The sequence below is a fragment of the Acidobacteriota bacterium genome (genome assembly GCA_040752915.1).
Classification (GTDB): Bacteria; Acidobacteriota; UBA4820; order UBA4820; family DSQY01; genus JBFLVU01.
Genome location: JBFMHB010000003.1, coordinates 29,335 through 50,922 on the forward strand (window position 1 = coordinate 29,335; position 21,588 = coordinate 50,922).

At 67.7% G+C, this 21,588-nt stretch carries 23 protein-coding genes; 8 read left to right on the top strand and 15 right to left on the bottom strand.

The annotated features are described in order from the left end of the window. Window positions 1–94: 94 nt before the first annotated feature. Window positions 95–457: a DUF5684 domain-containing protein gene (locus AB1824_01175; GenBank protein ID MEW5763560.1), complete on the top strand. Its 363-nt coding sequence runs from the start codon at window positions 95–97 to the stop codon at window positions 455–457. A gap of 59 nt (window positions 458–516) precedes the next feature. Here AB1824_01175 and AB1824_01180 read toward each other — a convergent pair whose 3' ends face one another. Continuing rightward, window positions 517–1,932: a peptide MFS transporter gene (locus tag AB1824_01180; protein MEW5763561.1), complete on the bottom strand. Its 1,416-nt coding sequence runs from the start codon at window positions 1,930–1,932 to the stop codon at window positions 517–519. 175 nt (window positions 1,933–2,107) lie between these two features. On the opposite strand from AB1824_01180, the gene AB1824_01185 reads away from it, so the two are divergent. From AB1824_01185 to AB1824_01215, 7 genes are all read left to right on the top strand, one after another. After that, entirely contained in the window at window positions 2,108–2,524 is a 417-nt protein-coding gene (locus AB1824_01185) for a DUF134 domain-containing protein (protein ID MEW5763562.1), read from the top strand. Window positions 2,525–2,605: 81 nt separating this feature from the next. Then, a complete protein-coding gene (locus AB1824_01190; protein MEW5763563.1) occupies window positions 2,606–2,980 on the top strand; it encodes a NifB/NifX family molybdenum-iron cluster-binding protein in 375 nt (124 codons plus the stop codon). 294 nt (window positions 2,981–3,274) lie between these two features. Next, window positions 3,275–3,961: a tRNA (N6-threonylcarbamoyladenosine(37)-N6)-methyltransferase TrmO gene (tsaA, locus tag AB1824_01195; GenBank protein MEW5763564.1), complete on the top strand. Its 687-nt coding sequence runs from the start codon at window positions 3,275–3,277 to the stop codon at window positions 3,959–3,961. 19 nt (window positions 3,962–3,980) lie between these two features. Further along, entirely contained in the window at window positions 3,981–5,018 is a 1,038-nt protein-coding gene (locus tag AB1824_01200; GenBank protein MEW5763565.1) for a zinc-dependent alcohol dehydrogenase family protein, read from the top strand. Between the two features lie 151 nt (window positions 5,019–5,169). Then, the gene (locus tag AB1824_01205) at window positions 5,170–5,616 is read left to right on the top strand and encodes a hypothetical protein (protein MEW5763566.1); all 447 of its coding nucleotides are present in this window, start codon (window positions 5,170–5,172) and stop codon (window positions 5,614–5,616) included. 74 nt (window positions 5,617–5,690) lie between these two features. Continuing rightward, complete coding sequence (locus tag AB1824_01210) at window positions 5,691–5,891, top strand: hypothetical protein (protein MEW5763567.1); 201 nt, start codon at window positions 5,691–5,693, stop codon at window positions 5,889–5,891. Between the two features lie 187 nt (window positions 5,892–6,078). Then, window positions 6,079–6,885, top strand: a complete 807-nt coding sequence (locus tag AB1824_01215; protein MEW5763568.1) for an MBL fold metallo-hydrolase — start codon at window positions 6,079–6,081, stop codon at window positions 6,883–6,885. A 200-nt stretch (window positions 6,886–7,085) separates the two neighbouring features. On the opposite strand, the gene AB1824_01220 is transcribed toward AB1824_01215, so the two are convergent. The 14 genes from AB1824_01220 to AB1824_01285 form a co-directional block, all read right to left on the bottom strand. Next, the gene (locus AB1824_01220; protein MEW5763569.1) at window positions 7,086–11,633 is read right to left on the bottom strand and encodes a hypothetical protein; all 4,548 of its coding nucleotides are present in this window, start codon (window positions 11,631–11,633) and stop codon (window positions 7,086–7,088) included. Further along, window positions 11,630–12,049 carry a hypothetical protein gene (locus AB1824_01225; GenBank protein MEW5763570.1) on the bottom strand — a complete coding sequence of 140 codons (420 nt, stop codon included), beginning with the start codon at window positions 12,047–12,049 and terminating at the stop codon, window positions 11,630–11,632. Before AB1824_01225 ends, AB1824_01220 begins: the two co-directional genes overlap by 4 nt. Window positions 12,050–12,052: 3 nt before the next feature. Further along, on the bottom strand, window positions 12,053–14,464 hold the full coding sequence (locus AB1824_01230) for a hypothetical protein (GenBank protein MEW5763571.1): 2,412 nt from the start codon (window positions 14,462–14,464) through the stop codon (window positions 12,053–12,055). Further along, complete coding sequence (locus tag AB1824_01235) at window positions 14,454–14,771, bottom strand: hypothetical protein (protein ID MEW5763572.1); 318 nt, start codon at window positions 14,769–14,771, stop codon at window positions 14,454–14,456. Before AB1824_01235 ends, AB1824_01230 begins: the two co-directional genes overlap by 11 nt. A 2-nt stretch (window positions 14,772–14,773) precedes the next feature. Beyond that, window positions 14,774–15,139: a hypothetical protein gene (locus AB1824_01240; protein ID MEW5763573.1), complete on the bottom strand. Its 366-nt coding sequence runs from the start codon at window positions 15,137–15,139 to the stop codon at window positions 14,774–14,776. Window positions 15,140–15,221: 82 nt separating this feature from the next. Further along, the gene (locus tag AB1824_01245; protein ID MEW5763574.1) at window positions 15,222–15,770 is read right to left on the bottom strand and encodes a hypothetical protein; all 549 of its coding nucleotides are present in this window, start codon (window positions 15,768–15,770) and stop codon (window positions 15,222–15,224) included. Between the two features lie 4 nt (window positions 15,771–15,774). Beyond that, window positions 15,775–16,161, bottom strand: a complete 387-nt coding sequence (locus tag AB1824_01250) for a hypothetical protein (protein MEW5763575.1) — start codon at window positions 16,159–16,161, stop codon at window positions 15,775–15,777. Continuing rightward, the gene (locus AB1824_01255) at window positions 16,130–16,399 is read right to left on the bottom strand and encodes a hypothetical protein (protein MEW5763576.1); all 270 of its coding nucleotides are present in this window, start codon (window positions 16,397–16,399) and stop codon (window positions 16,130–16,132) included. The genes AB1824_01250 and AB1824_01255 overlap by 32 nt, the downstream gene beginning before the upstream one ends. A 2-nt stretch (window positions 16,400–16,401) precedes the next feature. After that, the gene (locus AB1824_01260; GenBank protein ID MEW5763577.1) at window positions 16,402–16,710 is read right to left on the bottom strand and encodes a hypothetical protein; all 309 of its coding nucleotides are present in this window, start codon (window positions 16,708–16,710) and stop codon (window positions 16,402–16,404) included. Next, window positions 16,697–16,939: a hypothetical protein gene (locus AB1824_01265; GenBank protein ID MEW5763578.1), complete on the bottom strand. Its 243-nt coding sequence runs from the start codon at window positions 16,937–16,939 to the stop codon at window positions 16,697–16,699. The genes AB1824_01260 and AB1824_01265 overlap by 14 nt, the downstream gene beginning before the upstream one ends. Then, window positions 16,936–17,541, bottom strand: coding sequence for a transglycosylase SLT domain-containing protein (locus tag AB1824_01270; protein MEW5763579.1), 606 nt, complete (start codon window positions 17,539–17,541; stop codon window positions 16,936–16,938). The genes AB1824_01265 and AB1824_01270 overlap by 4 nt, the downstream gene beginning before the upstream one ends. After that, window positions 17,538–17,831, bottom strand: coding sequence for a hypothetical protein (locus AB1824_01275; GenBank protein MEW5763580.1), 294 nt, complete (start codon window positions 17,829–17,831; stop codon window positions 17,538–17,540). Before AB1824_01275 ends, AB1824_01270 begins: the two co-directional genes overlap by 4 nt. Window positions 17,832–17,840: 9 nt before the next feature. Further along, a complete protein-coding gene (locus tag AB1824_01280) occupies window positions 17,841–18,539 on the bottom strand; it encodes a hypothetical protein (protein MEW5763581.1) in 699 nt (232 codons plus the stop codon). Window positions 18,540–19,243: 704 nt separating this feature from the next. Further along, the gene (locus AB1824_01285) at window positions 19,244–21,586 is read right to left on the bottom strand and encodes a hypothetical protein (GenBank protein ID MEW5763582.1); all 2,343 of its coding nucleotides are present in this window, start codon (window positions 21,584–21,586) and stop codon (window positions 19,244–19,246) included. Between the last annotated feature and the right edge of the window lie 2 nt (window positions 21,587–21,588).

A 21,588-nucleotide genomic window follows, 5' to 3' on the forward strand; every position in this document is an offset into this window, starting at 1 on the left:
GGGAACCAGGGAGCGAAAGTTGGCGGTCCGGGCTTGCTCTCCCGAGCCCGCTCGGGTAAGGTACAGAGCGGGGATACTCAAAAGGGAGGGATCCATGACCGACGACCAGCAGGCCTTGGCGTTGGTGACGGGGGTGTGGGGCGGGATCTGCTGTTTCTGGCTGGTCTTCTACCTGTACTTCTCCCTGTGCCTGTACAAGATCGCTCAGAAGACGGGGGTGCAGAACGCCTGGATGGCCTGGATCCCCATCCTCCAGATCGTTCCCCTTCTGGAAGCCGGCGGGAAGCCGATCTGGTGGATCCTCCTGCTCCTTGTGCCCCTGCTCAACCTCGTCATCGGGATCATCCTCTGGATGGCGGTGGCCGAGCGCAGGGGGAAGCCCGCGTGGGTGGGGATCCTGATCCTCGTGCCCTTCGTGGGGATCTTCGTCCCCGCCTACCTCGCCTTCAGCGAATAGGGCGGCGGTTCCTACCTGTTTTCGGCCTCGCCGCCGGGGAGGAGGAAACCCGCGCCGGCTCAGGCGGCCGCGGCGGCGTTGACCTTCTTGAGCACGAGCCGCAGGAGAAGCGCGGCGAAGAGGCTCGTGGCCACGAGGAAGAAGAAGAAGGTGCTGTGGGGCCAGCGGTCCCAAAGGGGTTCCACGCCGCCGGCCAGGTAGTTGCCGCAAGCCGTGGCGCCGAACCACATGCCCATCATGAGTCCTCGCAGGCGAGGCGGGGCCACCTTGGAGCAGAAGGCCAGGCCCATGGGGGAGAGGTTCAATTCTCCAAGGGTCACCACGGCGTAAGCGGCGACGAGCCAGAGGGGGGAGACCTGTCCGTAGTCGCCGCCCATCTTTCCCGCCAGGCCCAGGATGGCGAAGGCGGAAGCGGTCAGAAGCATCCCGATGCCCATTTTTGCGGGCGTGGAAGGCTCCAGGCCTCGGGCCCTCAGGCGTCCCCAGAACCACACCACGAGGGGCGTCAGCGTCACCACGAAAAAGGCGTTGGCGGCCGAGAAGGCCTCCGCGGGGATCTTGAAGCCCCCGATGGGTCCCGTGCTGTCCCGCGCCCAGAGGGTCATCGTGAAGCCGTTCTGGTGGAAGGCCATCCAGAAGAGAATCACGATGGCGTAAATGGCCAGGAGGGCGAAGACGCGGCTCAACTCCTGGGCCCTAGTCATCTCCGGGCCCTTCACGAGGGAGTCGGTGTGGCGGCCGATTTCGGCGTGCTCCACGTGGCGCTTGAAGAGGACGAAAATCAGGAGGGAGACGACCATCCCCGAGGAGGCGGCGGCGAAAGCCCACCACCAGCCCATCGTGTTTCTCAGCGCCGCCGCCGCGAGGGGGGCGAAGAAGGCCCCGATGTTGATCCCCATGTAGAAGATGTTGAAGGCCGAGTCCTTTAAGGGATTGCCGTCCTCGTACAGGTTCCCCACCATGACCGAGATGTTCGGCTTGAAGAGCCCGTTTCCGCAGACCAGAAGCAGGAGGGCCAGGAAGAAGAGGGGCCGTCCCGCCGTGCGCCCGGGGCCTTCATATTCGGGCGTGGGTTCACTGAAGGGCTGACCCGCCCGGGCCGCCGCGGCGCCTCGGGCCTGCCAGTCGGCCACCGCCTGGGCGTGGGCCTGCTCGGCCGCCGCCACCGATTGCTCCACGGACGAAGTCTCGGGGAACTTCACCGCCAGCAGACCGTAGCCCATGGCGAGCAGAACGGCTCCCAGAAGGATCGTCTTTCGGAAACCCAGGAGCCGGTCGGCCACCCATCCCCCGGCGATGGGGGTGAAGTAGACCACCGCCAGGTAACCGCCGTAGATGGCCCCGGGGCTCGCGAAGTGGAAATACTCGTCCAGGTACAGCGTGAAGATGGCGAGCATCGTGTAGAAGCCGAACCGCTCCCACATTTCGGTGAAGAAGAGCACGTACAGTCCCTTGGGATGCTTCGGCTTCTCCATGGCCCACCCTCCCTGCGCTCGGCGCGGATGAAGGTCCACCTTACCCGGCCGCCGATGGATGGGTCAACCCCCGCGTCCGCAGGGGATCGAGGGGATGTGGTTGGACGGCCTTGACAGGGAAAAGAAAAGAACATATGTTCATATCTGCGGCCAACCAGCCCGAGAAGGAGGCCCGATGGCCAGACCTTCACAGATCCGCCAGATTGCCCGCCGGCCTGCGATGCGAGGCTTCAAACCCATCGGAATCCCCATGGCCGATCTGCCGGTCCTCCTTCTCCAGCTCGACGAACTGGAGGCGCTTCGTCTCGCGGACCGCGAGGGGCTGTACCAGGAGGAGGCGGCCGAGCGCATGGGGGTATCGCGGGTGACCTTCGGGAGAATCCTCCAGCGGGCGCACGCCAAGGTCGCGGAGGCGCTCCTGGAGGGAAAGGCCCTCCTCGTCGGGGAAGGCCCGGTTCGCTTCGGATCCGGCGCGCCGGGCCGCTGCCCGATCCACGGGGGGCCGAGGCGTCGCGGGAGGGCCTGCCGGTGCGAAGGGACCCAGGATGAGGCCGGGGATCGTCCGAATCCAGAATCCGGCGGAGGGGAATGATCGCAGGTCGGCCAACCCGCCCCGGCTCCGTTTGGCCGGCCATGTCCATGTTTCTCTTGGGATTCTCGAAAGGAGATCGGCGTGAAAATAGCGGTCCCCATGGCGGATGGTCGGTTTTCCGATCACTTCGGCGGAGCGGACTCCTTCGGCCTGTTCGAGGTGGATGAACCGGCGCGGTCCATCGTTTCCAAGGCCTCCTTGCAGGCGCCTCCCCACGAGAGGGGCGCCTTTCCCCGGTGGCTTCGTGAACAGGGGGCCGAGGTCATCCTGGCCGGCGGCATGGGGCCCAGGGCCGCGCAGATGTTCGAAGCCTACGGAATCCGAGTCGTGGCGGGCGTCGTGGCGCGGGATCCTGAGATCGCCGTCCAGGAGTTCCTCGCCGGCTCCCTGCATACCTCCGGTGCCCTGTGCAGCGGTGGGCACCTCCACGCCTGCGGCGACCACGGCCACGATTGAGCCGGACGGGAGAGCGGGAAGAGGGTCTTCGGCGGGCCCCCGCCTCCCTTTCCAAGCCGAGGAACAGGAGGACCCCATGAGTGTGCGTAAGGGCGGAGGCGGTCCCGGCGGCACGCGCATTGGCTTGAAGTGCGGAGGGCGGGTCCCTCACCGTCCCGGGACGCCGTGCCTGGAAACCAAGTGCCCGACCTGCGGGGGAGCGATGGTGCGGGAGGGCTCCGAGCACCACCGCCGCTTATTGGAAAAACGAGCCTCCAGCGCGGCGGACCTCGGTTCGAAAGGAGGGCCCAGGGAATGAGTGGATACCGTGGAGGGCCGGGGCGCAAAGCGGGTGGAGCCGCACGCTGGATGGGCACAGGAGGCGATTCGCAGGGCGGGCCTTCCCCAGCGGTGAGTTCCCGGGGGGAGAAGGGCACCGAGGTCATTACCTTCCATCCCATCGGCGTGGTTCGCACCGGCCACACGGACCCCGACAGAACGCCCATCCAGCCGGCCTTTGCGGAAGGCTGCGCGGGGCGGGAGGAAATCCTCCCCCAGTACGCCGAGGGTCTGTGCGACCTGGAGGGCTTCTCCCACGTGTACCTGCTCTACCACCTCCATCGGGCGGGCCCCGCCCGGTTGACGGTCAAACCGTACCTGGAGGACTCGGAGCGAGGGGTCTTCGCCACGCGCGCCCCGTGCCGCCCCAACCCCATCGGTCTGAGCCTCGTGAAGCTTTTGAGGCGAGAGGGGCGGGTTCTCAATCTGGAGGGCCTCGACATCCTGGACGGAACGCCCCTCCTGGACATCAAGCCCTACTCCGGGCGCTTCGATCGGATCGAGGCCAGCCGGGACGGGTGGCAGGAGGGGCTCGATGACGCAGATGCCCTGCGCCGAGGGCGGCGCGAAGGTCAAGGAGGCCGAGGGCCTGGGCCGGGCCGGAAAATGAGGCGCGGGGGGATGCGTTCCGATCCGGGTGGCAGATCAGAATCCGGGCGATAATGGACCCGGGAGGTCAACCTTGCGCGCCATGGTGCTGGACCGGATCGCCCCCCTTACGCCGGATGCCGAGCCGCTCCGCCTCGCCCGGGCGCCCGCGCCGGAGCCGGGTCCCGGGGAGGTCCTCCTCCGCGTGGCGGCCTGCGGGGTCTGCCACACGGAACTCGACGAAATCGAAGGCCGGACCCCGCCTCCCCGTCTGCCGGTCATTCCCGGCCATCAGGTGGTGGGCCGGGTCGAGGCGGCCGGGCCTGGCGCCGGCCGGTTTCGCATCGGGGACCGCGTGGGCGTGGCGTGGATCTACTGGGCGTGCGGCGAATGTTCCGCGTGCCGGGGCGGAGACGAGAACCTGTGCGCGGGGTTCCGGGCCACGGGACGGGACGCCGACGGGGGCTACGCCGAGTTCATGGCGGTGCCCGAGGCCTTCGCCCACCCTCTGCCCGAGGCCCTTTCCGACGAGGCGGCGGCCCCCCTCCTCTGCGCGGGCGCCGTGGGGTTCCGGTCCCTGCGCCTCGCAAAGGTCTGCGACGGGGAGGCTCTCGGCCTCACGGGTTTCGGGGCCTCGGGGCACCTCGTCCTGGACATGGCCCGGGCCCTCTATCCGAACAGCCCCGTCTACGTCTGGGCCCGGAGCCCCGGGGAAAGGGACTTCGCGAGGGACCGGGGGGCGGCCTGGGCCGGGGATACCTCCGAGCCTCCGCCCGAGCCCTGCCGCGCCGTCATCGACACGACGCCCGTCTGGAGGCCCGTCGTCGAGGCCCTGAAGCACCTCCTGCCCGGGGGACGGCTGGTCATCAACGCCATCCGCAAGGAGGACCACGACCGCGACGCCCTTCTCTCCCTGGACTACGCCCGCCACCTCTGGATGGAACGGGAGGTCAAGAGCGTGGCCAACGTGACCCGGAGGGACGTGGAGGACTTTCTCGCCCTCGCCGCCAGGGCGGGGATCCGGCCCGAGGTGGAAGCATTCCCTCTGGAGGGGGCCAATCAGGCTCTTCGGGAACTCAAGGCCCGCAAAATCCGAGGCGCCAAGGTCCTTCGCGTTTCGGGCGCGGGCTGATCGGGACGGCGATAGCGGAGGGAGAAGGGGCCCCGGCGGGGGATTTCCCTCGCGGACCATGTGGGTCGCAGACCCTTGGGTGCGCGATCGCCTGTCCTTCCGGTGCAATGAATTCGCAAGAAAGAGGGTTAGCCCAGCAGGGAGGTGCGGCATGTGGAGAGCGGTCGGAGCGGTGGTGGCGGGCTACGTGGTCATCGCCCTGTTCGTCATGGTCTGTTTCACGCTGGCATGGCTGGTCCTCGGCCCCGGCTTCGCCTTCGAGCCGGGGACCACGAAGGTGACGGCGGGATGGCTTCTAATGGCCACTCCGGTGAACCTCGCGGCGGCCCTTCTGGGCGGTTGGACGGCGGGGGCCGTCGGGCGGGACGGCCGCGGGGCCGCGGTGAAGGTCCTGGCGGGGATCGTGCTGGGACTGGGCCTGATCCTGGCCTTCCTACACCTTGGCGTGGAGCCCGCTCTCCCGCCTCCTGGCCTGGACCTGTCGACCTTCCAGGCGGCGAGCTACGCCATCCAGCCCAAGTGGTTCGAGTTCTTCGTGGCCATCTTGGGCGGCGCGGGAGTCCTGGTGGGCGGCTGCCTCCGGAGCCGGACTTCCTGAACCGGGCGGCTCCTGCTTGAAGGACCGCTCGGATGGCCCTACCTTTCCACCGGAAGGTCCAAGGGAGGGACGAGATGGACTCCAAGAGGCTCTACTTTCTGATCACGGCGGTCCTGCTCGGGCTCGTGGCTCTGGCCCACCTCCTGCGGGTGGTTTACGGCCTGGAGGTCCGCGTCGGGCAGGGCAGCTTTCCCCTGTGGCTCTCGGCCGCGGGATTCGTGGGCGCCGGCTTCCTGTCGGCCTGGGGGTTCCTCCTGGGCTGTCGCAGACCCTGACCCCTTGTTTCCCTCGGGAAACTCGATTCTCCCGCTTCGCATGTAAGCGGATCTTCACGTCCCTGGACGATCCGTTCTTCTTGACTCGCCATGGCAGAAGTGCCTTCGACGTGAGCATCTGGTACCATGCGGCCTTCGGGTTCGGAGCGGTTCGCCGCCCCGGACTCGAAATCGAAGGGAGGTCCGCTTGGCGCCCGCGTGGGGATGGAGCGAGTCGGGGGGCGTGACGTCGTGGTGGGGCCAGGCCCGGCTCCTGACCTACCGGCTCAAGGTCTACGTCTACGCCGTGGACGACCTGCTGGTGGACGCGGGCTCCTGGAGCCTCCGCGGGCCCTTCTGGGCCTTCTTCGAGGGCCGGATGCCCCGCCGGGTCGCCCTCACCCATATGCACGAGGACCACTGCGGCAACGCCGCCGCCCTCGCCGAGCGCGGCGCCGCCATCCTGGCCCCCGCCGCCGGGCTGGCCCAGGCCGCCGTCGAGCCCCGCCTTCCCCTGTACCGGCGCCTCATCTGGGGCCGCCGCCCCGCGTTTCCGGCCCTTCCCCTCCCCGGCCTCCTGGAGACCGATCGCCATGCCTTCCGCGTCCTTCCGGGGCCGGGGCACACGGCGGACCACGTCCTCTTCCACGAACCTTCCCGCGGCTGGCTCTTCACCGGGGATTTCTTCCTCACCGCCACCCCGCGCGTCATCTTTCAGGACGAGGACCTTCGCGTCACGCTGGAAACCCTCGAAAAGCTTTCGTCCCTGGATTTCGAGACCCTCTTCGACACCCACCAGGGTCCCCTCGAAAACGGGCCGGCCCTCCTGAGGCGCAAGCGGGACTACCTCCTGGACCTGCGGGGGCGCGTGTCCGCCCTGCGCGAAGCGGGTCTCTCGGACCAGGCCATCGACCGCCGCCTCTTTCCACGAAAACCGCTCATCACCCACGTCTCCCGGGGCGAATGGTCCTCTCTTCACATGGTGCGAACGGTGGGGAGGGGAGAAGGTGAGTAGGTGAGTAGGTGAGTAAGTGAGTAAGTGTATCGTCTCACATCAGATGAGAACGAGTCTCGTATGTAATGAGACTCACAATCGGGGCGGCGAGGGATCTCGCGGGCAACAGTAATCGGGCTCTTCGCCCGAGCGTGAGTGCGGTGGTCGCGGATTGTGGGGGCCATTGAAGGCCCATTCATTGCGCCTGAATCGGCGCGCGACTAGCCCAACTCCTTTAGGTTGTGAGCCAAAATCCACAACCCTTTTCCACCGATCCAATACCGGCCGAGATCGACGGTGATCGAGTACACGTCGAGGCCTGCTGGCGGAGCGTGCAGCTCTAGGCACCCGACGGTCACTGGCCCGTGAATACCGTAGAGCCTTGTACCCGGGACGCAGCCACCGGCTGAGACCGTCAGGTCAGGTTCGCTGGGCACAAACGCAAAGAGAAGATGCTCGGGTGTTACACCGATGCAACCATTCAGGAGGAGGCAGGACGGGACGCGGTGGACGCGCTTCGCTGTCACTCTGGCGTAGGCGTCCTTGCCCCTGTACCGTGACAGGACCAGGTCGCCGACCTGCACATCGGCCATCGTGATCACGCGGTTCTCTGGGCCCCTGAGCAGCGCCTGCCCCCAAAAACACGAGCCGCCACCATCGTCACCACCACCTGGTGGGGCGCTGCCGCTGGGCTGGATATCGGCGCGCGTGAGATTCCCCCACCAGACCTCATACGAGGAGGACGCGGGATCCCAGGCGTAAAAGCAGATTTTGCGGCCGTAGGTCGCGTCTCGATAGAGGAACGGCGTGCCCATCAGATCAGCGCTGGGGGTGGGCATGTTCGCCATGTTGATCGCGCCACCTACGAGCATAGACCCCTTTAAGACCGGCTGGCTGGTGAACGATGGCGTGCCGCCGGAGTTGCCTGTGGGCGTAGGCAACAGCACGGCGGCCGCCTGGAGGACGCGGGCGTACTCCGTACTCCCATCAAGCACGGCCACCTTCACCCCGCCGGCCGTCAAATGCCCATCGGAAGCTCGCTCGAAGATGCTCAGGAGGTCACGGGCCGCGGCCGCGTCCCACAGGCGGCCAGGAGGCACGGAGGCCGCCTCGACCACCAAGGTAGAGACGGTCTCGCTCCAGCTCCCGATCTTCGAGCCCACCCATGCGTGCCACTTGGCGATGCGGTGGGTCGTGTCCTGGACAACAAGCCCCTCGCCAGTTTGGCCTACTGTGACGAGGATCTTCTTGGCGTGGATCTCGATCTTCACCGGAAAACTCTCGGTGGTGGGCAGGGCCGCAGACAGGGCCAGGGAGGCGACAGGCGTTGCTCCTGGCGTACCGGCCGTGACGACGAACAGGTCCACCGCCGTCGTGGACGAGAAGCGGAGAGCATACCCAGAATAGGGCGCCGCGCCGGACGTGGACAACACGCCCAGGTACGCCGATCCGTAGGCCGAGAGCTTCAACGCCATCGAGACGCTGAAGGCCTTCTTGGGTAGATCGCGCGCTTGGCGGCCCCGCCAACCCGCTCCGGAGAAGGTCACCTCGTCGGATGCCCACGCGGCCCCCACGGTGTCGGCCCACGCGCCTTGCCCGACGCCCTGGTCTCCGTCTCCCGAGCCGCCGGCCAGGGCCGTGGCCCACCAGGCGGCGGTAGTACCGGAGGCGGAGGGGTAGTACGCGCCATCCGTCAGGTGCTTGTCGCGGATCCAGAACCGCACCACAGGGAGCTGGTAGTCTCCCTCATTCTGGACCGAATACCGGGCCTTGCCGGACGTTCTCTGGGGCCAGATATCCGCCGCCTTCAGCGGCTCCCATGTCGTGCCCCCGTCAACCGTCTGCTCGCACAGCAGCTCCTTATAGGCGCCACCGGCCGCGCCGGACCATTGCACCTGGAAGGTCGTGTGGTCCCGCTTGGCGGCCTTGATGGCCAGACCCGTAATGGCGGGAGCGGCCGGCAGGCTCGACCCGGCCGTCACCTTGTGGGCCACTGGCACGGTTGGGGGGTTGTCCCCCCAGCCGCCTGCGCCGTCAGCCGTGGACCAGGCAGACGATGCGGTACCGTTGACGCCCTTCCACCGCAGGTAAATGGTCCGGCCCTGGGCCGCCACGGCCTTCTTGTAGAAGGTCAGACCGGAGAGCCCCTCTACGCGCACGTTCCAGCGGTCCGCGTCCTTGAGTGTGGTCCCATCGTACTCCTTCGTCTCCACCACCAGGTCCGTGCAGCCGGCGAAGGTGAAGGCGGCCGACAGGTCGCACTCCACCCGGCGGGTCCCCGGGACGTCCCGCTCTGTGCTCGTCAGAGAGGTCAGGGAGGGCAGCGCTGGGGGGGTATCGTCTGAGGCCGGCACGGTGCCCGCATCGTAGATGACGCTGTAGGTGGCCTGCTTGTGGCAGTCCTCGACCTTGAGGATGGCGGCGCGGATCGCGGTGCCCGACCGCACGTCCGTGATTTCGTAGGACGTCCGTGGAGTAGCGGCCGTGACGTCCGCCTCGATGTCCACGGTCTTTCGCAGTTTCCAGGCGGTGTTGGTGTCCGGTGTCCCCGTCGTCCCTGTGGGTGCGGTGTACAGCCGCAGGCGCCGGAGGAGGCTCACGGGATGCGAGCCGTCGTAAGCGACCGAGACGGCGTACTCGTCCCCCTTCTTGACCCGCGTCACACCGGTAATGGACGGTGCCAGAGGGGCACCCGGGAGGGCGGACCCTCCGGCCACGGTCGCCCACGTACCGGGGTTCGAGAAGGTCGCCTTGGCGCTTCCGTTGGAGCACACGACCTTCGTGACCGTGAGCGTCCCCCCGCGTTTGAACTGCGGCGGGAAATAAGCCGCGCCCGCCGCGCCCTCCACGAGCACGGTCAGGCGGTGCGTCTTGCCTGTAGTGCTGTCCGTCAGCACCACCTCGGCCTCGGTGCAATCGGCCACGGTAAAAGTAATGGAGCAGTCGCACCGCTTGGCGCTGGAGCCATGGGGCTCCGATTCGACCGAACTGATCGTGCCCATCACGAATGTGTTGGGCGCGGGGGTTCCCTCGACGGTATCGTCCTCGGTCCCACTGGAGTTCTCGTCGCTCGGAGGACTCTCGCGCAGGTCGTCCAGGATGGCCACGACATCGGCCCACCAGAGTTTTCCCGCCGGCAGGCGGACCTTTGCGTAGTAGAGCCCATCGGATTGCTGGTCAGGAGGTACGGTGAACACGCGCTTGGGCTTTTCCCGGTCCTTGGCGTCAGGCCAGACGGTGATCTGGAAGCGCCACACCAGGGCTCCGAGCTCGTCGTAGGGATAGGCCCAGCGGAGCTCGAAGAGCCTCATTTTGGTTTCGGAGATCAGGTTCCCGTCCTCGTCCACTTCCCGGACCGTCGTGAGGCGCTTGTATTTATCGGACGGGAAAAGGGTATTGAAGGTCGTTGAATAGCTCTTTGTGAATACGAGGCCCGTGGGTTCCGGCGGGTCTTCGTCGTCGTCCGTGAGGTCGTCCTCGTCGTAGGAGCCTGGATCCGGCAGCGTCCCCGACTTCGCGACGAGGTCGAGGGTCAGCTCGCCTCCGTCCTCGAGGTCCTGCCCTACCTGGACGACCCGGTACTCCACCCCATCGAGGGTGACCCGCTTGCCCGGAACGTAGGCGGTGGCGTCGTCCCACACAGGGACCCCCTCGGCCTTCTGTCGCACCCGCCCCCAGTAGTCCCAGTAGCGGGAGGCCACGGCGAGGAGCTGCGTGCGGTCCTTGGTGAAGGGGAAGTCTTTTTCCAGCTTGTTCCCGCCGAAGGGGGAGAGCCCCTTCCGCACCTGCCGGCCGTCGCGGCCCCTGATGACCACCAGGTCGTAACGCCGATGACCTGCCGGCGCGATGTTCGCGCCTTCTGCGCCCACCAGCCCGGACAGATCCTGGACGGGCGCTCCGTCCGCGTCCTTCTCGCGCCCGACGACGTGGATCACGCCGGCCCGACTGAAGACCTGGGCATTCACCCAGTCGGCCACAAGCGTGACAGCGGCCCCCGCGTCCTTGCCCTCGAAATCGGCGATGTCCACCGTATCGTCCCACGTCACACCATCGTAGTCGATGACGCGATGCGCGGCATCGAACCCAGGCACCAGGTCGAGCAGCGCCTCGATTAGGGCCCCCGCTGTCCATCCACGGAGCCATGGATTTTTCACCACGATGGCATCGCTGGGCCCGTAGTTGAAGCGCAGGCGCTTCTTGAAGGTGATCGTGTTCGTGCCCAGGTTGACCGAGGCCACCACGAGGGTCTGTTTCCCGATCTTGGTGTTGGGCTTCACATGCGCGAGCTCGAGCTCATCGCCGGCGGAGAGGGGCTCGCCGGAGGCATCGAGCACGCTGTTGACCACGAGGTTTTTACTGTGGCGCGCGCCGCTCACGATGGCGAGGGACGAGTAGTCCCGCTTGAGGTTCTCCGCATTGTGGGCCTCGAGGCGCTTGATCGCATCGAGCACGCGGACCTCAGTGACCGATTTGGCGGAGTTGTGGGTCACAGACTCGTAGTCGAGATCGCCCTCCCAGAAGGGCGTCCCGCCTTGGAGCAGCCGGAAGCCGAACCGATTCGGGTAGGCATCGGTAGGGGTCAGGTTGGCCGCGCTGAACAGCGTGGACCAGAAACCATCGGAATTATCGAGCGTGAGCGACAGATCGTCGAAGACGGCGCGGGCCTCGTAGTCCTCGAATTTCTGCGAGAGGCTCCCCGCCTCGCTCTCCAGGAGAGGGACATCCTGGAAGGAGCCGTCTTTCAGGCGCAGTTGCAGGCTCCAGCTCACGCCGGATCCCCCCTGTGGATCGGAGACGCGAACGCGCTTGCACGGTCGTAGTACTCGAAGTCCAACGTGACCTCCAGCCCGACGTTGGTGTCCCGGACATTCCGGATCTCTGGCTCCTTCGCGAGGTGCACCCGTGCGTATGAGGTACCGTCGAGACTGAGGGTGAAAGGCACCGCGTCGCTATCGGCGTTCTCGGCCGCGAGCAGGCTTTCCAGGGTGGCGACTTCGGCCGGAGTGAGGATCCACCGGATCTCCACCGCCGGCCACAGGCCCTTGCGGGCCCTGCGCCGCTCTCCATCCTGAGTGCGGAACACGTTCTCCGCGATCTTCCATCGCGGCCGGACGCTGACCGGGTCCGGCATCGTACCGGAGGAGGAGCCGGACCATTTGATCGTGTAGGTCCACGCCACGCCCATGGCCTATCTCCCCAGCCGTGACCGGCGCTCCTCGTCCAGCGCCGCAGACATTTTCCGGGCCGCGGCCCGCATGTAGCCCCGGTTCCCCGTATCCACAAACGCGAACCCGTGGAAATGAGGCTCCCACGCCATGGTCTGGGCCGCGCCGGCGCCCACTCCCGCCACCGGCGTAGGGCCGAGGGCGGCCATGCGGACGGTCGCCACCGTATCGGCCACGAGCCCGGCAATCACCGCCTGAAAATCGCGCTGGGGGGCGATGAGTTCGGGCCCGGCTTCGCCGATCAGCGCGAGCGTGGGGCGGTCCACCAGGCCGCCGCTTGCGAACGCGGCGATACCCTTGGAGATGGATTCCCCGAGGGCCGTCATGATCGCCCAGGTGAGCATGGCCTTCTCGGCCAGAGCTGTGGCGATGGCCACGCCGGCGAAGGGGATGGCCGAGTGCGCGGCGAAAATCTCCGCCACCGCGGCGCTCATGTTCGCCGCCGCCACGCCGTATTCGGCCTTCCGCTCCTCCTTGGCCGCCGCGACCTTCTTCTTGGATGCCGCGGCATCCGCCGCGCCCGCCTTCCCGGCGATCATGTCCACCAGCTTCCCGGCCACCATGGCCAGGATCCGGTTGACGAACTCCATCAGGAACGAGACGACCATCTGCCGCAGGACCTGGCTCCACCGCACCTTCATGCCCATCATCAGACTGTAGAGGGCCTGAGACACGGGCTGGAGGGCCGAGACGATGCGCTCGGCCCACAGGGCCGTCTGGGCATTCAGGGAATCGTAAGCGCGCCGGATCACCTCCTGCATCGGATCCAGATGCGCCCCCACTTCCAGCCGCACACGCTCCATCGCGGCCTGGATGGCCCGTTCCGACTCGGCCTGGGCCTTTTCCTCCTCGGCCCGCCGGCGCTCGTCCTCCTCGGCCTGCGCCCGCTCATTGATGGCCTGAATCTGCTGGACCTTCCACTCCTCGATGCGGACCAAGGCGTCCGCGAGCGCCTGCCCGCGCAGGACGGCACGCGCCGCCCTCTCTTTTTCGGCCGCCTCGATGCGGACCTGGGACCGCTCGTACTCCATGGGGTCCATGGCTTTCATCTTGTCCCCGGCCATGGAGCGGGAGATGGCCTCCCAGGAGGCCGCCGCACGCTCGAAGGCCGCGCGGCTGGCCTCCGCGGCCTGCTGCATGGCCCTCTTGATGGCGTCCGCCGCCTTGGCCCCCTCCTCCTTGGCCTTTTTCGTCCCGACCTTCATGCCGCCGGCGAAGGCCTGGCCGGCCGCTTTCGCCCCCATCTCAATCGGGGCGGTCGTCCCGCTCCAGGCCTCCAGGATCGACTGCTGGATGGAGCTCGCGGCCTCCGAGGCCCGCTCCTTGATGGCCAGCGCGGCGCGCGCGGCTTGGCGATCCACGGCCTCCGCGGCGGCATCGTCCCCCCGGAGGTGCAACCACAAGGCCTTGAACGTCCCGGCGGCCCCCACGCCCAGCGCTGTGATTTCGCCCTGGAGGCGCACGATCCCGGCGATGAAGAGGCCCACCCCCTGCGTGATCATCCTGATGCGCGGGAGAAGAGGAATCAGCGCGGCGTTCAGCACGGCCCCGATCGCTTCCTTGGTATTGTCCCAGGCCACCCTGGCCCGATCGAGGGCCATCGCGGAGTGGTCGATCTCCGCTCCCGCGTCACCGTAGGCCCGGTACAGGTGAGTGATTTCGTCCGCCGTGATGACGCCATCCTTCCCCGCGTCGCGGAGGGCCTGGCCAAAGGCGCCCACTCCACGGATGGACCCGGTCACGAGCATTCGGGTCATGTCGTCCACGTTCTGGGCAAAGTCGCCCAGACCGCGCGCGGCGGCGCCAGCCGCGATCTGGGTCAGGATTTGCGCCTGGGTCAGATCCTCGGTCACCGCCATCAGTTGGATGACGCCAGGGGTCAGCTCCTCGTTCGTTTTTCCGCTGGCCCGCTCCATGGCGTCCATCCACGTGTTCAGGCGTTCGATCTGTTCATCTGTCGCCTGCGTCAGGCTCCGGGCCGCGTTCTCCACCTCCTGGACGGCGCGGGAGTTCTCGATGGCCGCCTGGGCGCTCGATCGCAGGAGGTTGACGACGCCGGCGAGGCCAGCCGTGACCCCCAGCAGCCCGAGGTAGCCCTTTATCCGGCTGAAGGCGGCGGTCAGCGACGTACTGTCCACGGTGGGCCGGACGACGGCGGCCTTGTCGGCGTCCCGCTTGAATTTCTCCGTCTGCGCCGTGGCCTGGCGCAGGTCGCGAGTGAGCCGGTCCGCGGAGGCCGATAGATCCACCTTCCCATCGCGGAACGCCTGGAGGCGGTCCTTGACCTGGCGCAGGCCCTTTTCGATGTCCTCGAAAAGCGGCCCCAGGTTCGCGGCCAGATCTACGACGAGGGGGTCATCCGTCTCAGTCGCCATCCGCCAGAGCCCTCACGCGCGCCGGAACCTCGGCGCCCAATAGATCGGCCAGGCCCACCCAATTCCGCAGCTTCTGGCGGCCCTGGGGCGGCTCGGACGAGGCACGCGGAGCCTCGTCGAGGAGGCTCCGGTCGGCCTGGTACTCTCCGCCCAGGCTCCGATTGATCACCTCGTACAGCCTCTGCCGCATGAACTCCTCCCGCCTCTCCCGCCGCGCCAGATCCTCGGCGTAAAGGATGGCCTCGCGGAGGGTGACGTGGTACCGGATCCACCGGTGCTTGGTCACGTCACCCTGGGCAAGGCGCACGATCAGATCGTCGAGCCTTCCGCTCCGGGGGCCATCGTGGCGAGGCCCTTGATGGCGTTCACAGCCCCGGCGTTGACGTCGAAAAAATCGCGGATGACCCTCGCCTGCTGGCTCAGTGTCATGCGCGGTCCGATGTATCTCTCGGTGTCCTCGCGGTTGGCGGTTTCGACCGTCTCGCCGGCGGGCACGAGCAGGACGGAGAGGGCCTTTCGGAGCAGGCCCTTCCGGACGAGGGCGTCCACCAGCCCTTTGACGGTCATCTCGCCCTCCTCGTACAGGGGGGCCAGGATCTGCGCGAGGGCCTCCTCCTGGTCCAGCACAAGTTCGTCGAGAGTGAAATCTCGGTCTCCGATGTGGTACGTCTGCATGGTCACCTCCGGGCTCTCCCGCGTAGATGGCTGGCGATGGTGGGGCGGGGAGCCCAGGCCCGCCCCACCATCTGGCCCTGGGCTAGACCTGGTACTTGAAGTTGAGTTGGGCCAGCTTCCCGTTGGTGTCTCCGGCCGCGTCGTCCGCGAGGCATTCGATGACGGTGGGCACCTCGATGACCTTGTTGGGCGCCATTTCCAGCGTCATCTCGCCCGCGAAGCGGCCCTTGAAGATGATCAGCTCACCGTAAAGACCGGCCACGTCGAAATCGACGCGGAACTGGGCGGAGAAGTAGTTGTTCGTGGTGTTCCCGCCCACGTAGAGGCTCTTGATGTGGTTGACCGCGTCGTCGCTCACGTCGGCGTCGGCGAGCCCGAGGGCGCGGGCGACGTTGAGGGCCGTGAACTCCTGCACGGCGGCCTCCAGGCTGGCCTCCTCGCCGACCACGAAGATTTTCGTCGTCGCCAGGTGGTTGCCCGACTTGACCTTGAGGAGTTCGCCCTTGTACTTGAAGGACCCGCCCTTCTCGCTGTGGAACCCGACGTTGGTGAAGCCGGTGTAGGTGCCGGCGACGTAGGTTTTGAGCGCCAGGTCGCCGATGCCGAGTTGGATGTTGGCTGTCGTGCCCATCGTGTCACCTCCTGTCGGCCTCTGCGGCCTGGTGTCGGACGGAGGCGTTGTAGAGCGAGACGGCGGCCTCGACCTGGGCCGCGTAGGTTTGGAGATCCCGAATCCCATGGGCCAGATCGTTGGCCTGCCTTTGGGTCAGGCAGTAGCGCCCCTCCGCGTCCGGGGCCGGCAGAACCACCGACGGCGCCGCCGGGCGGGTGGGCATGGGGATGGGGGGGCAGACGGTGACGACGGGGAGGGGCACGCGGCGCGGCGCGCAGCCCTGGGCGGCGAGCAGGCACGCCAGGAACAGCGCCGCCATGCAGGCCAGCCACAGGGCCCCGCGGGAGGAGGGCCCCGGATGCAGGGAGCCCGTGGAGTCAGTCCTGGTGGAAGAGGTCCGTGCCGACATGGGGTTCTCCGCTCGAAGGCTGGTGGGCCGTGACCTCGGCCTGAGCCTCCTGCATCCGGGTTTCCAGGTCAAGCGCCGCCTGCTGGGCCTCGACCGCCTGTTCCGCCGCCTGCGCGCGGGCTTCCTGGGTACCCAGGTCCCGCGCCGTGGTTTCGTGGCGCTCCGCCTCGGAGGGCCGCACGCCCACGCCGAGCAAGCGCAGGACGAACGCGACGAGCCCCCAGAGGAAGGCGCCCATGGTCAGCCCGTGACCTTGTGGGCGAAGTGGCCGATCGTGTTCTTGAAGGCGACGTAGGCGTCGATGATCCAGGACGCCGCCTCCTTGACGAGCGCGATCGTGGCGTCGTCGAGGCCGGCGATCTTTGTCGCCCCGGCCGTGAGCAGGGCCTCCACGAAGGCCAGGACGCCCGCTTTCTTGGTCGTCCCGTCCACGGCCGGGTCCTCGGCCTCCCGGATGAGGGCGAGGAGCTGGGTGAACAGCGGCCCGATGAGCGCCACCATCTGCAGGACGTTGAGGACGCTGGTCTTCTGCTTCTCATTCAGTGCCATGACAGCCTCCTTCGGCCGGGCGGCCGGATTCGCGCGTGAGGGAAAGGGAGCGGAAGCGGAGGGCGAGGGACCCGAGGGCCGCCACCGCCGAGCCTGTCGCCATCTCAGTGATGGCCGTCGGCACCCAGTCCGGCCACTTGTGGCCGGCGATGGCGACGGCGAGGGAGGCGGCCGCGGCGCCCGCCATGCCCCAGAAGGTCCACGATTGCGAGTAGTGCTTGCGCGTCATAGGTGCGCCTCCAGGAGGATCCGGGTGTACTGCTCGATGGCCTCGACGTAGTGGAGCGTCTCGGCCGCGTTCGCCCCCGTGACCTGGCGGAGGTAGGGCGCCACCACCGCCCAGCGGCTGGAGTCTTTCCCCTCCAGGTAGGCCAGGCTCCGGGCGTTGGGCCGCTTCGGTCCCCCCACATGCCCCCATCCCGCGTTGTACCCGGCCAGGGCGAAGCGCATCCGCTCGGGCCAAGGGCAGTCGAGGAAGCCGCGGTACCACCCGAAGGCCCTCGAACCACCGTTGCGGAGGGGCACTTGCGTCCCGATGCCGCACAGGTAGGCCATGAGGGCGGCGCCGTTCTCGATGTTGCCCTCGGGGTCCGTCGCGTCCAGGTCGTCGTCGATCCATCGGTCGGTCCCCGGAAGGAGCTGCATGAGGCCCACGGCCCCGGTGCGCGCGTTGCGGGCGTTCGGATCCAGCATGGATTCCTGGATGGCTTGGGCCTTGAGCCTCTGCCACGGGTACGGATGCGCGCCGAAGTACCGCGAGGCGGCGGCCTTGAACAGGCTGTCGTAGGCGTCGAACCGCGGGAGCTGGCGAAGGTGCGCGAGGGGCATCATGCGTTGTCCCCCCCCTTCTTTTCGAGGAGCAGGCGGTACAGCTCGTCAATGCGCCGGTGGAGGCTGGTCACCGCCCCTTTCACCTCGGCCACGTCGCCCTTCGTGGCGGCGCTGGACGTGTGCCGGTACTGGCACTCGCCGAGGGCCTTCTCGACCGCGTCCACCCGGGAGTTGGTGGTCTCCACCCGCCGGTGCAGATCCCGGATCTGGAACCAGAACACCGTCTGCATCAGGCTCAGGATGACGGACGAGAGAGCGAGGATGATGGTGATCCAGGTGGCGGTCGTCATAGCCCTCTCCTAGAAGGTCTCTGCGCTGTACGATGCGATCACCGCGGTGGCGGAGTAGAGGTAGGCGTCCCCGATCAGGCGCACGCGGATGCAGAGCTGATCGCCCTCCTCCAGGCGTCCGAGATCCGGGGTGGCCCCGCCTTCGGGCCGGTCCGATCCCCACGGGCAGGTGTAGGCGACGCGGCCGTTGACCAGCAGGCCCCACGACACCGCCAGATCCATCGGGAGGCCCGTCGGCATCGGCGCCCACACCCCACGCTCGGTTAGATCAGGAGACTCGATGCGGGCGTACTCGAGGTGTACTCGCGCCGTGTTCGCCGGCACAAACGCCGCCACGGCCACCCGGCCGAGCCCGTCTTGCGAATACGCCACCCAACGGGCGCTGCGGTTCGGCCACGCCTCGCTCCGCGAGGTCCACCGGTACGCCCACCGCCCCGTCTCTTCGTCTCGCACCAGGCGCGTCGTCCACTCCCGCTCGGGGCGCTCCAGGCAGTAGACACGGGGGGCCGCGCCCGGCACGTCGGCGAGAGCCTGCGCATCCTCCGGCAGGATGAAGTCCACCGTCAGTTGCGTAGCAGGGCCCGGAGGGCGGAACACCGCCTGCACGGCAATCGCCACCAATGCGGTCACGAAGGCCACCAGGATGATCCCGGTAGACAGGAGCACGTTGCGTTGCGTCGCGGCCGAGAGATCTCCGTATAGGGCCATGGCTACTCTCCCGGCGCCCGCGCGGCCAGGCCCATCAGGAGGGCAAGCATGGCCCACAACAGGACGTAAGCGAGAAGATAGGCCTTCCAGAAGGCGATCAATCGGCGGAGCATGGTCAATACCCCATCGGGCGCGGGGTGCAGACCGGCATCGTGGGGGCCCCCACATACGAGCCCTGAACTACCCCCCACGTGTAGTTATCGTCGAGATCCACACATATTACGGTCACATTGCACGGTGGCCACGCCCCGGGCTTTGTGATGGCCAAGGGCACGCCCGTCCCGTGAGGGCACACCTCCCACGTGGCGCCCGCCACGGTGCCCGCTGCGCCGTTGGCATAGACCCTCTTTAGCGTTTCACTGGCAGTCCCGGCCGCGCAGATACATGGCGCTGGCGACGCGAAGCCGGCGGAGGGTGTGACCACCGTGACGGAAGGCGCGCCTGCATCGCTCACTATGTAGTAGCTGTTCGCGGGCGGGGCCACATCCGTGTAGGGCGAGGTCCCTAATGTAGTGAGGGTGGTCCGATCGACCAGCATGTTCGGGTGGGTGGCCCTCGTGACCGTGTATGGGCCGGCGCCCCCAGCCCATGTGAGCACGACATCCCCCCCTGATTTGCTCAGGGTCATGGTCACCTGCCCATAAACACGAGCTGTCAACAGCAATGCTAGCCACACCAGTGCGAGCCGCCGCATACGCGCCTCCTCAATTCACCGAGCGGGACAGTTCCCGCCATTGCGCACCGTCGCTGATCAGCACCAGAGTGGCCCCCACGCTAGAGCTGAAGGTGCCGTTCAGGTTGACCCACCCGGCGGCCCCAGCGTCCGCCACGCTGGTTACCGCGTCCTCGAACGTCAGGACGAGGATTTTCCCCGGCGCACCACCAAGGATCCCGGCCACGGAGCGGGCGGTTGTGCTGGCAGGGATCCGCACGAATGAGCACGCGCGCGCATCCACGGTGGCGATGCCGACCGTCAGGGGTGTGGAGGTGGGCGCCCCCAGTAGCAACCCCCCGGCGGCTGTCAATGGCCCCTGAAAGACCCATGGGCCGGCCAGCACGGCGGGGATATCGTCCCCGATAGCCAGGCTGTAGGGCGCAGACGTGCCCGCCACCGTGGTGCCCGCGTAGCTGAACGTCGCGGTGGGGACCCCTTTGCCGCGCGTGATCAGGATAGTGGATCTGGACGCAACGGCGTAGACGCCGGGGCAGTGCGCATTGATGGCCGTGGCCACCCCCGCCGCCGTCCCCTCAAGGTCCATGAGCCAGGAACCGTCTCCTATATCCTGGTAGTGGCTGTAGAAATGTATCCCGGAAATCAGCTCGTACCGGACATGCCCCACTATTACCACCACAGCCTGCCCAGTAGGCACGGCGCCAATCACCGATATGGCCTTGATCCACCGCGAGGCGCTCCCGGACACCGCGGTGCCCGCCGCGCTCCATGTCGCGGCGGTGTAGCCATCAGGGACCTCCACGGTGGACACCGCGAACACGTTAAATGTCTGACTCACCGGCCACACCTGCACCTGGTTTAGATACGCCCCAGTCGGGGCCAGTGACGGGGTCCCCCATGTACCGTCCTCGCGGAGGTATAACGCCGTGCCATCCCCGCTCGGGGGCACTAGGCCAGGCGTCGCGCCCCCTTCGAAGGTGGGGATCGTCTGGGGGAGGCTCACCCCATTCACGGTGAGCGATGTGGTCGAGATGCTAGTGGCGGTAATCGTACTGAACGACCCCACCGAGAAATAGCTGGGCCGATGGAAGGTGAGGGTATTGCCGGCGCCGTTGCCGGAGATCATGGGGTAGACGTTCCCGAGCGCATCGGAGACGGTGATCGCGAGATTGGAGTCCCCGATGGTGCTGTACCCCGCCTCGTAGCCGAGGAAGGTATTGCCCCAGCCGAGGTTCTGGAATCCCGTCCATGCGCCCCAACCGGTGTTGTAGGCCCCGGAGACGTTGGACCAGAAGGCATTCAGGCCGCCCCAGGCGTTCCGGTTGCCGGAGACGTGGTTGGCGCCGGCGCCCGAGCCGAAGTACGAATCGCCGGCGGCGGTGGTGATGTGGCCGCCCGCCCCACCGGAGCCCACGACGGTGGTCTGGTGGGCGGTGGTCACGCCGGGCGCGATGTTCTGCCCGATCCAGATGTTCCCTTCGACCTGGGGGGCTGTTCCGTGGCCCGGCCCGATGGAGATCAGGTCCGGCGTGGCCAGCACAAGCGGGAGCCCGTTCAGGTGGATGCCCCCGCCTGTCGTGCCCGCCACGTTGATGACCGCGCCGAGCGCCCCGTCGGCCACGGCGTCGAGGTAGGTGGTCGTGGTGTTGTCGGCGAGTGTGCCCACGAGGTAGTAGGGGTACGGGCTTCCGGCGAGGGTGCGGTAGATCCGGCGGGCCGTCACCTCGGAGGAGCCCGTGGGGATCCCGGAGAGGCGCGCGGATTCCCCGGCGAGCGTCGCGGTCCACCCCGCGCCCCCGTACCCCATGGCCGACTCTCCCGTAGCCGTCACATACGTGACGCCCCACGAGTAGGCACCCGTGAGGGGCCCCGCGCCTTCGGCCGCGACGGTGCCCGCGGACACCACTGGAGCCACCGTGGAGCGCAGGGCGAGCGTGCGCCCCACTAGGTCGTACCACCCTATGTCCACATCGCCGGTGGCACCGGCGTAGGGCACGAGCAGCTCCGACCAGGAGGGCTCGGGTTCAGGCGCGGCGGGGACGGCCGTGTTCAGGTCCACGGCGGCCGTCCCGACGCTGTAGGTAACCCCCGCGGAGAGGGGGGTGTTCGGGACGACGACGCGGACCTGGCAGTCCTCGGGGACGGACCAGGTCAAGACGCCCGTGGCCGCGCTGTAGGCGGGCGTTTGCGGCCCTGTCAGGTAGGCGGGGTCCGGGTTGGCCTGCCAGGTCACGGACAGGGTCGCGCCGGGGACCGACGCGGGGATCGTCCCATCGGGCCGCGCGACGGTGTAGGTCACGCTCACGTAGTCCGCGCCCAGGACGGCGACGCCGAGGGCCAGCAGGAGGGCGAAGAGGCAACGGGCGCGGCGCATGG

Bases quoted from the DNA above. Each gene is read 5' to 3' on its own strand.
- AB1824_01255 (MEW5763576.1), bottom strand. From the start codon at position 16,399: ATGGGCGCCTTCCTCTGGGGGCTCGTCGCGTTCGTCCTGCGCTTGCTC.
- AB1824_01245 (MEW5763574.1), bottom strand. From the start codon at position 15,770: ATGGGCACGACAGCCAACATCCAACTCGGCATCGGCGACCTGGCGCTC.
- AB1824_01185 (MEW5763562.1), top strand. From the start codon at position 2,108: ATGGCCAGACCTTCACAGATCCGCCAGATTGCCCGCCGGCCTGCGATG.
- AB1824_01205 (MEW5763566.1), top strand. From the start codon at position 5,170: ATGTGGAGAGCGGTCGGAGCGGTGGTGGCGGGCTACGTGGTCATCGCC.
- AB1824_01260 (MEW5763577.1), bottom strand. From the start codon at position 16,710: ATGGCACTGAATGAGAAGCAGAAGACCAGCGTCCTCAACGTCCTGCAG.
- AB1824_01285 (MEW5763582.1), bottom strand. From the start codon at position 21,586: ATGCGCCGCGCCCGTTGCCTCTTCGCCCTCCTGCTGGCCCTCGGCGTC.
- AB1824_01250 (MEW5763575.1), bottom strand. From the start codon at position 16,161: ATGTCGGCACGGACCTCTTCCACCAGGACTGACTCCACGGGCTCCCTG.
- AB1824_01270 (MEW5763579.1), bottom strand. From the start codon at position 17,541: ATGATGCCCCTCGCGCACCTTCGCCAGCTCCCGCGGTTCGACGCCTAC.
- AB1824_01175 (MEW5763560.1), top strand. From the start codon at position 95: ATGACCGACGACCAGCAGGCCTTGGCGTTGGTGACGGGGGTGTGGGGC.
- AB1824_01230 (MEW5763571.1), bottom strand. From the start codon at position 14,464: ATGGCGACTGAGACGGATGACCCCCTCGTCGTAGATCTGGCCGCGAAC.
- AB1824_01225 (MEW5763570.1), bottom strand. From the start codon at position 12,049: ATGGGCGTGGCGTGGACCTACACGATCAAATGGTCCGGCTCCTCCTCC.
- AB1824_01275 (MEW5763580.1), bottom strand. From the start codon at position 17,831: ATGACGACCGCCACCTGGATCACCATCATCCTCGCTCTCTCGTCCGTC.
- tsaA (MEW5763564.1), top strand. From the start codon at position 3,275: ATGAGTGGATACCGTGGAGGGCCGGGGCGCAAAGCGGGTGGAGCCGCA.
- AB1824_01180 (MEW5763561.1), bottom strand. From the start codon at position 1,932: ATGGAGAAGCCGAAGCATCCCAAGGGACTGTACGTGCTCTTCTTCACC.
- AB1824_01265 (MEW5763578.1), bottom strand. From the start codon at position 16,939: ATGACGCGCAAGCACTACTCGCAATCGTGGACCTTCTGGGGCATGGCG.
- AB1824_01280 (MEW5763581.1), bottom strand. From the start codon at position 18,539: ATGGCCCTATACGGAGATCTCTCGGCCGCGACGCAACGCAACGTGCTC.
- AB1824_01210 (MEW5763567.1), top strand. From the start codon at position 5,691: ATGGACTCCAAGAGGCTCTACTTTCTGATCACGGCGGTCCTGCTCGGG.
- AB1824_01240 (MEW5763573.1), bottom strand. From the start codon at position 15,139: ATGCAGACGTACCACATCGGAGACCGAGATTTCACTCTCGACGAACTT.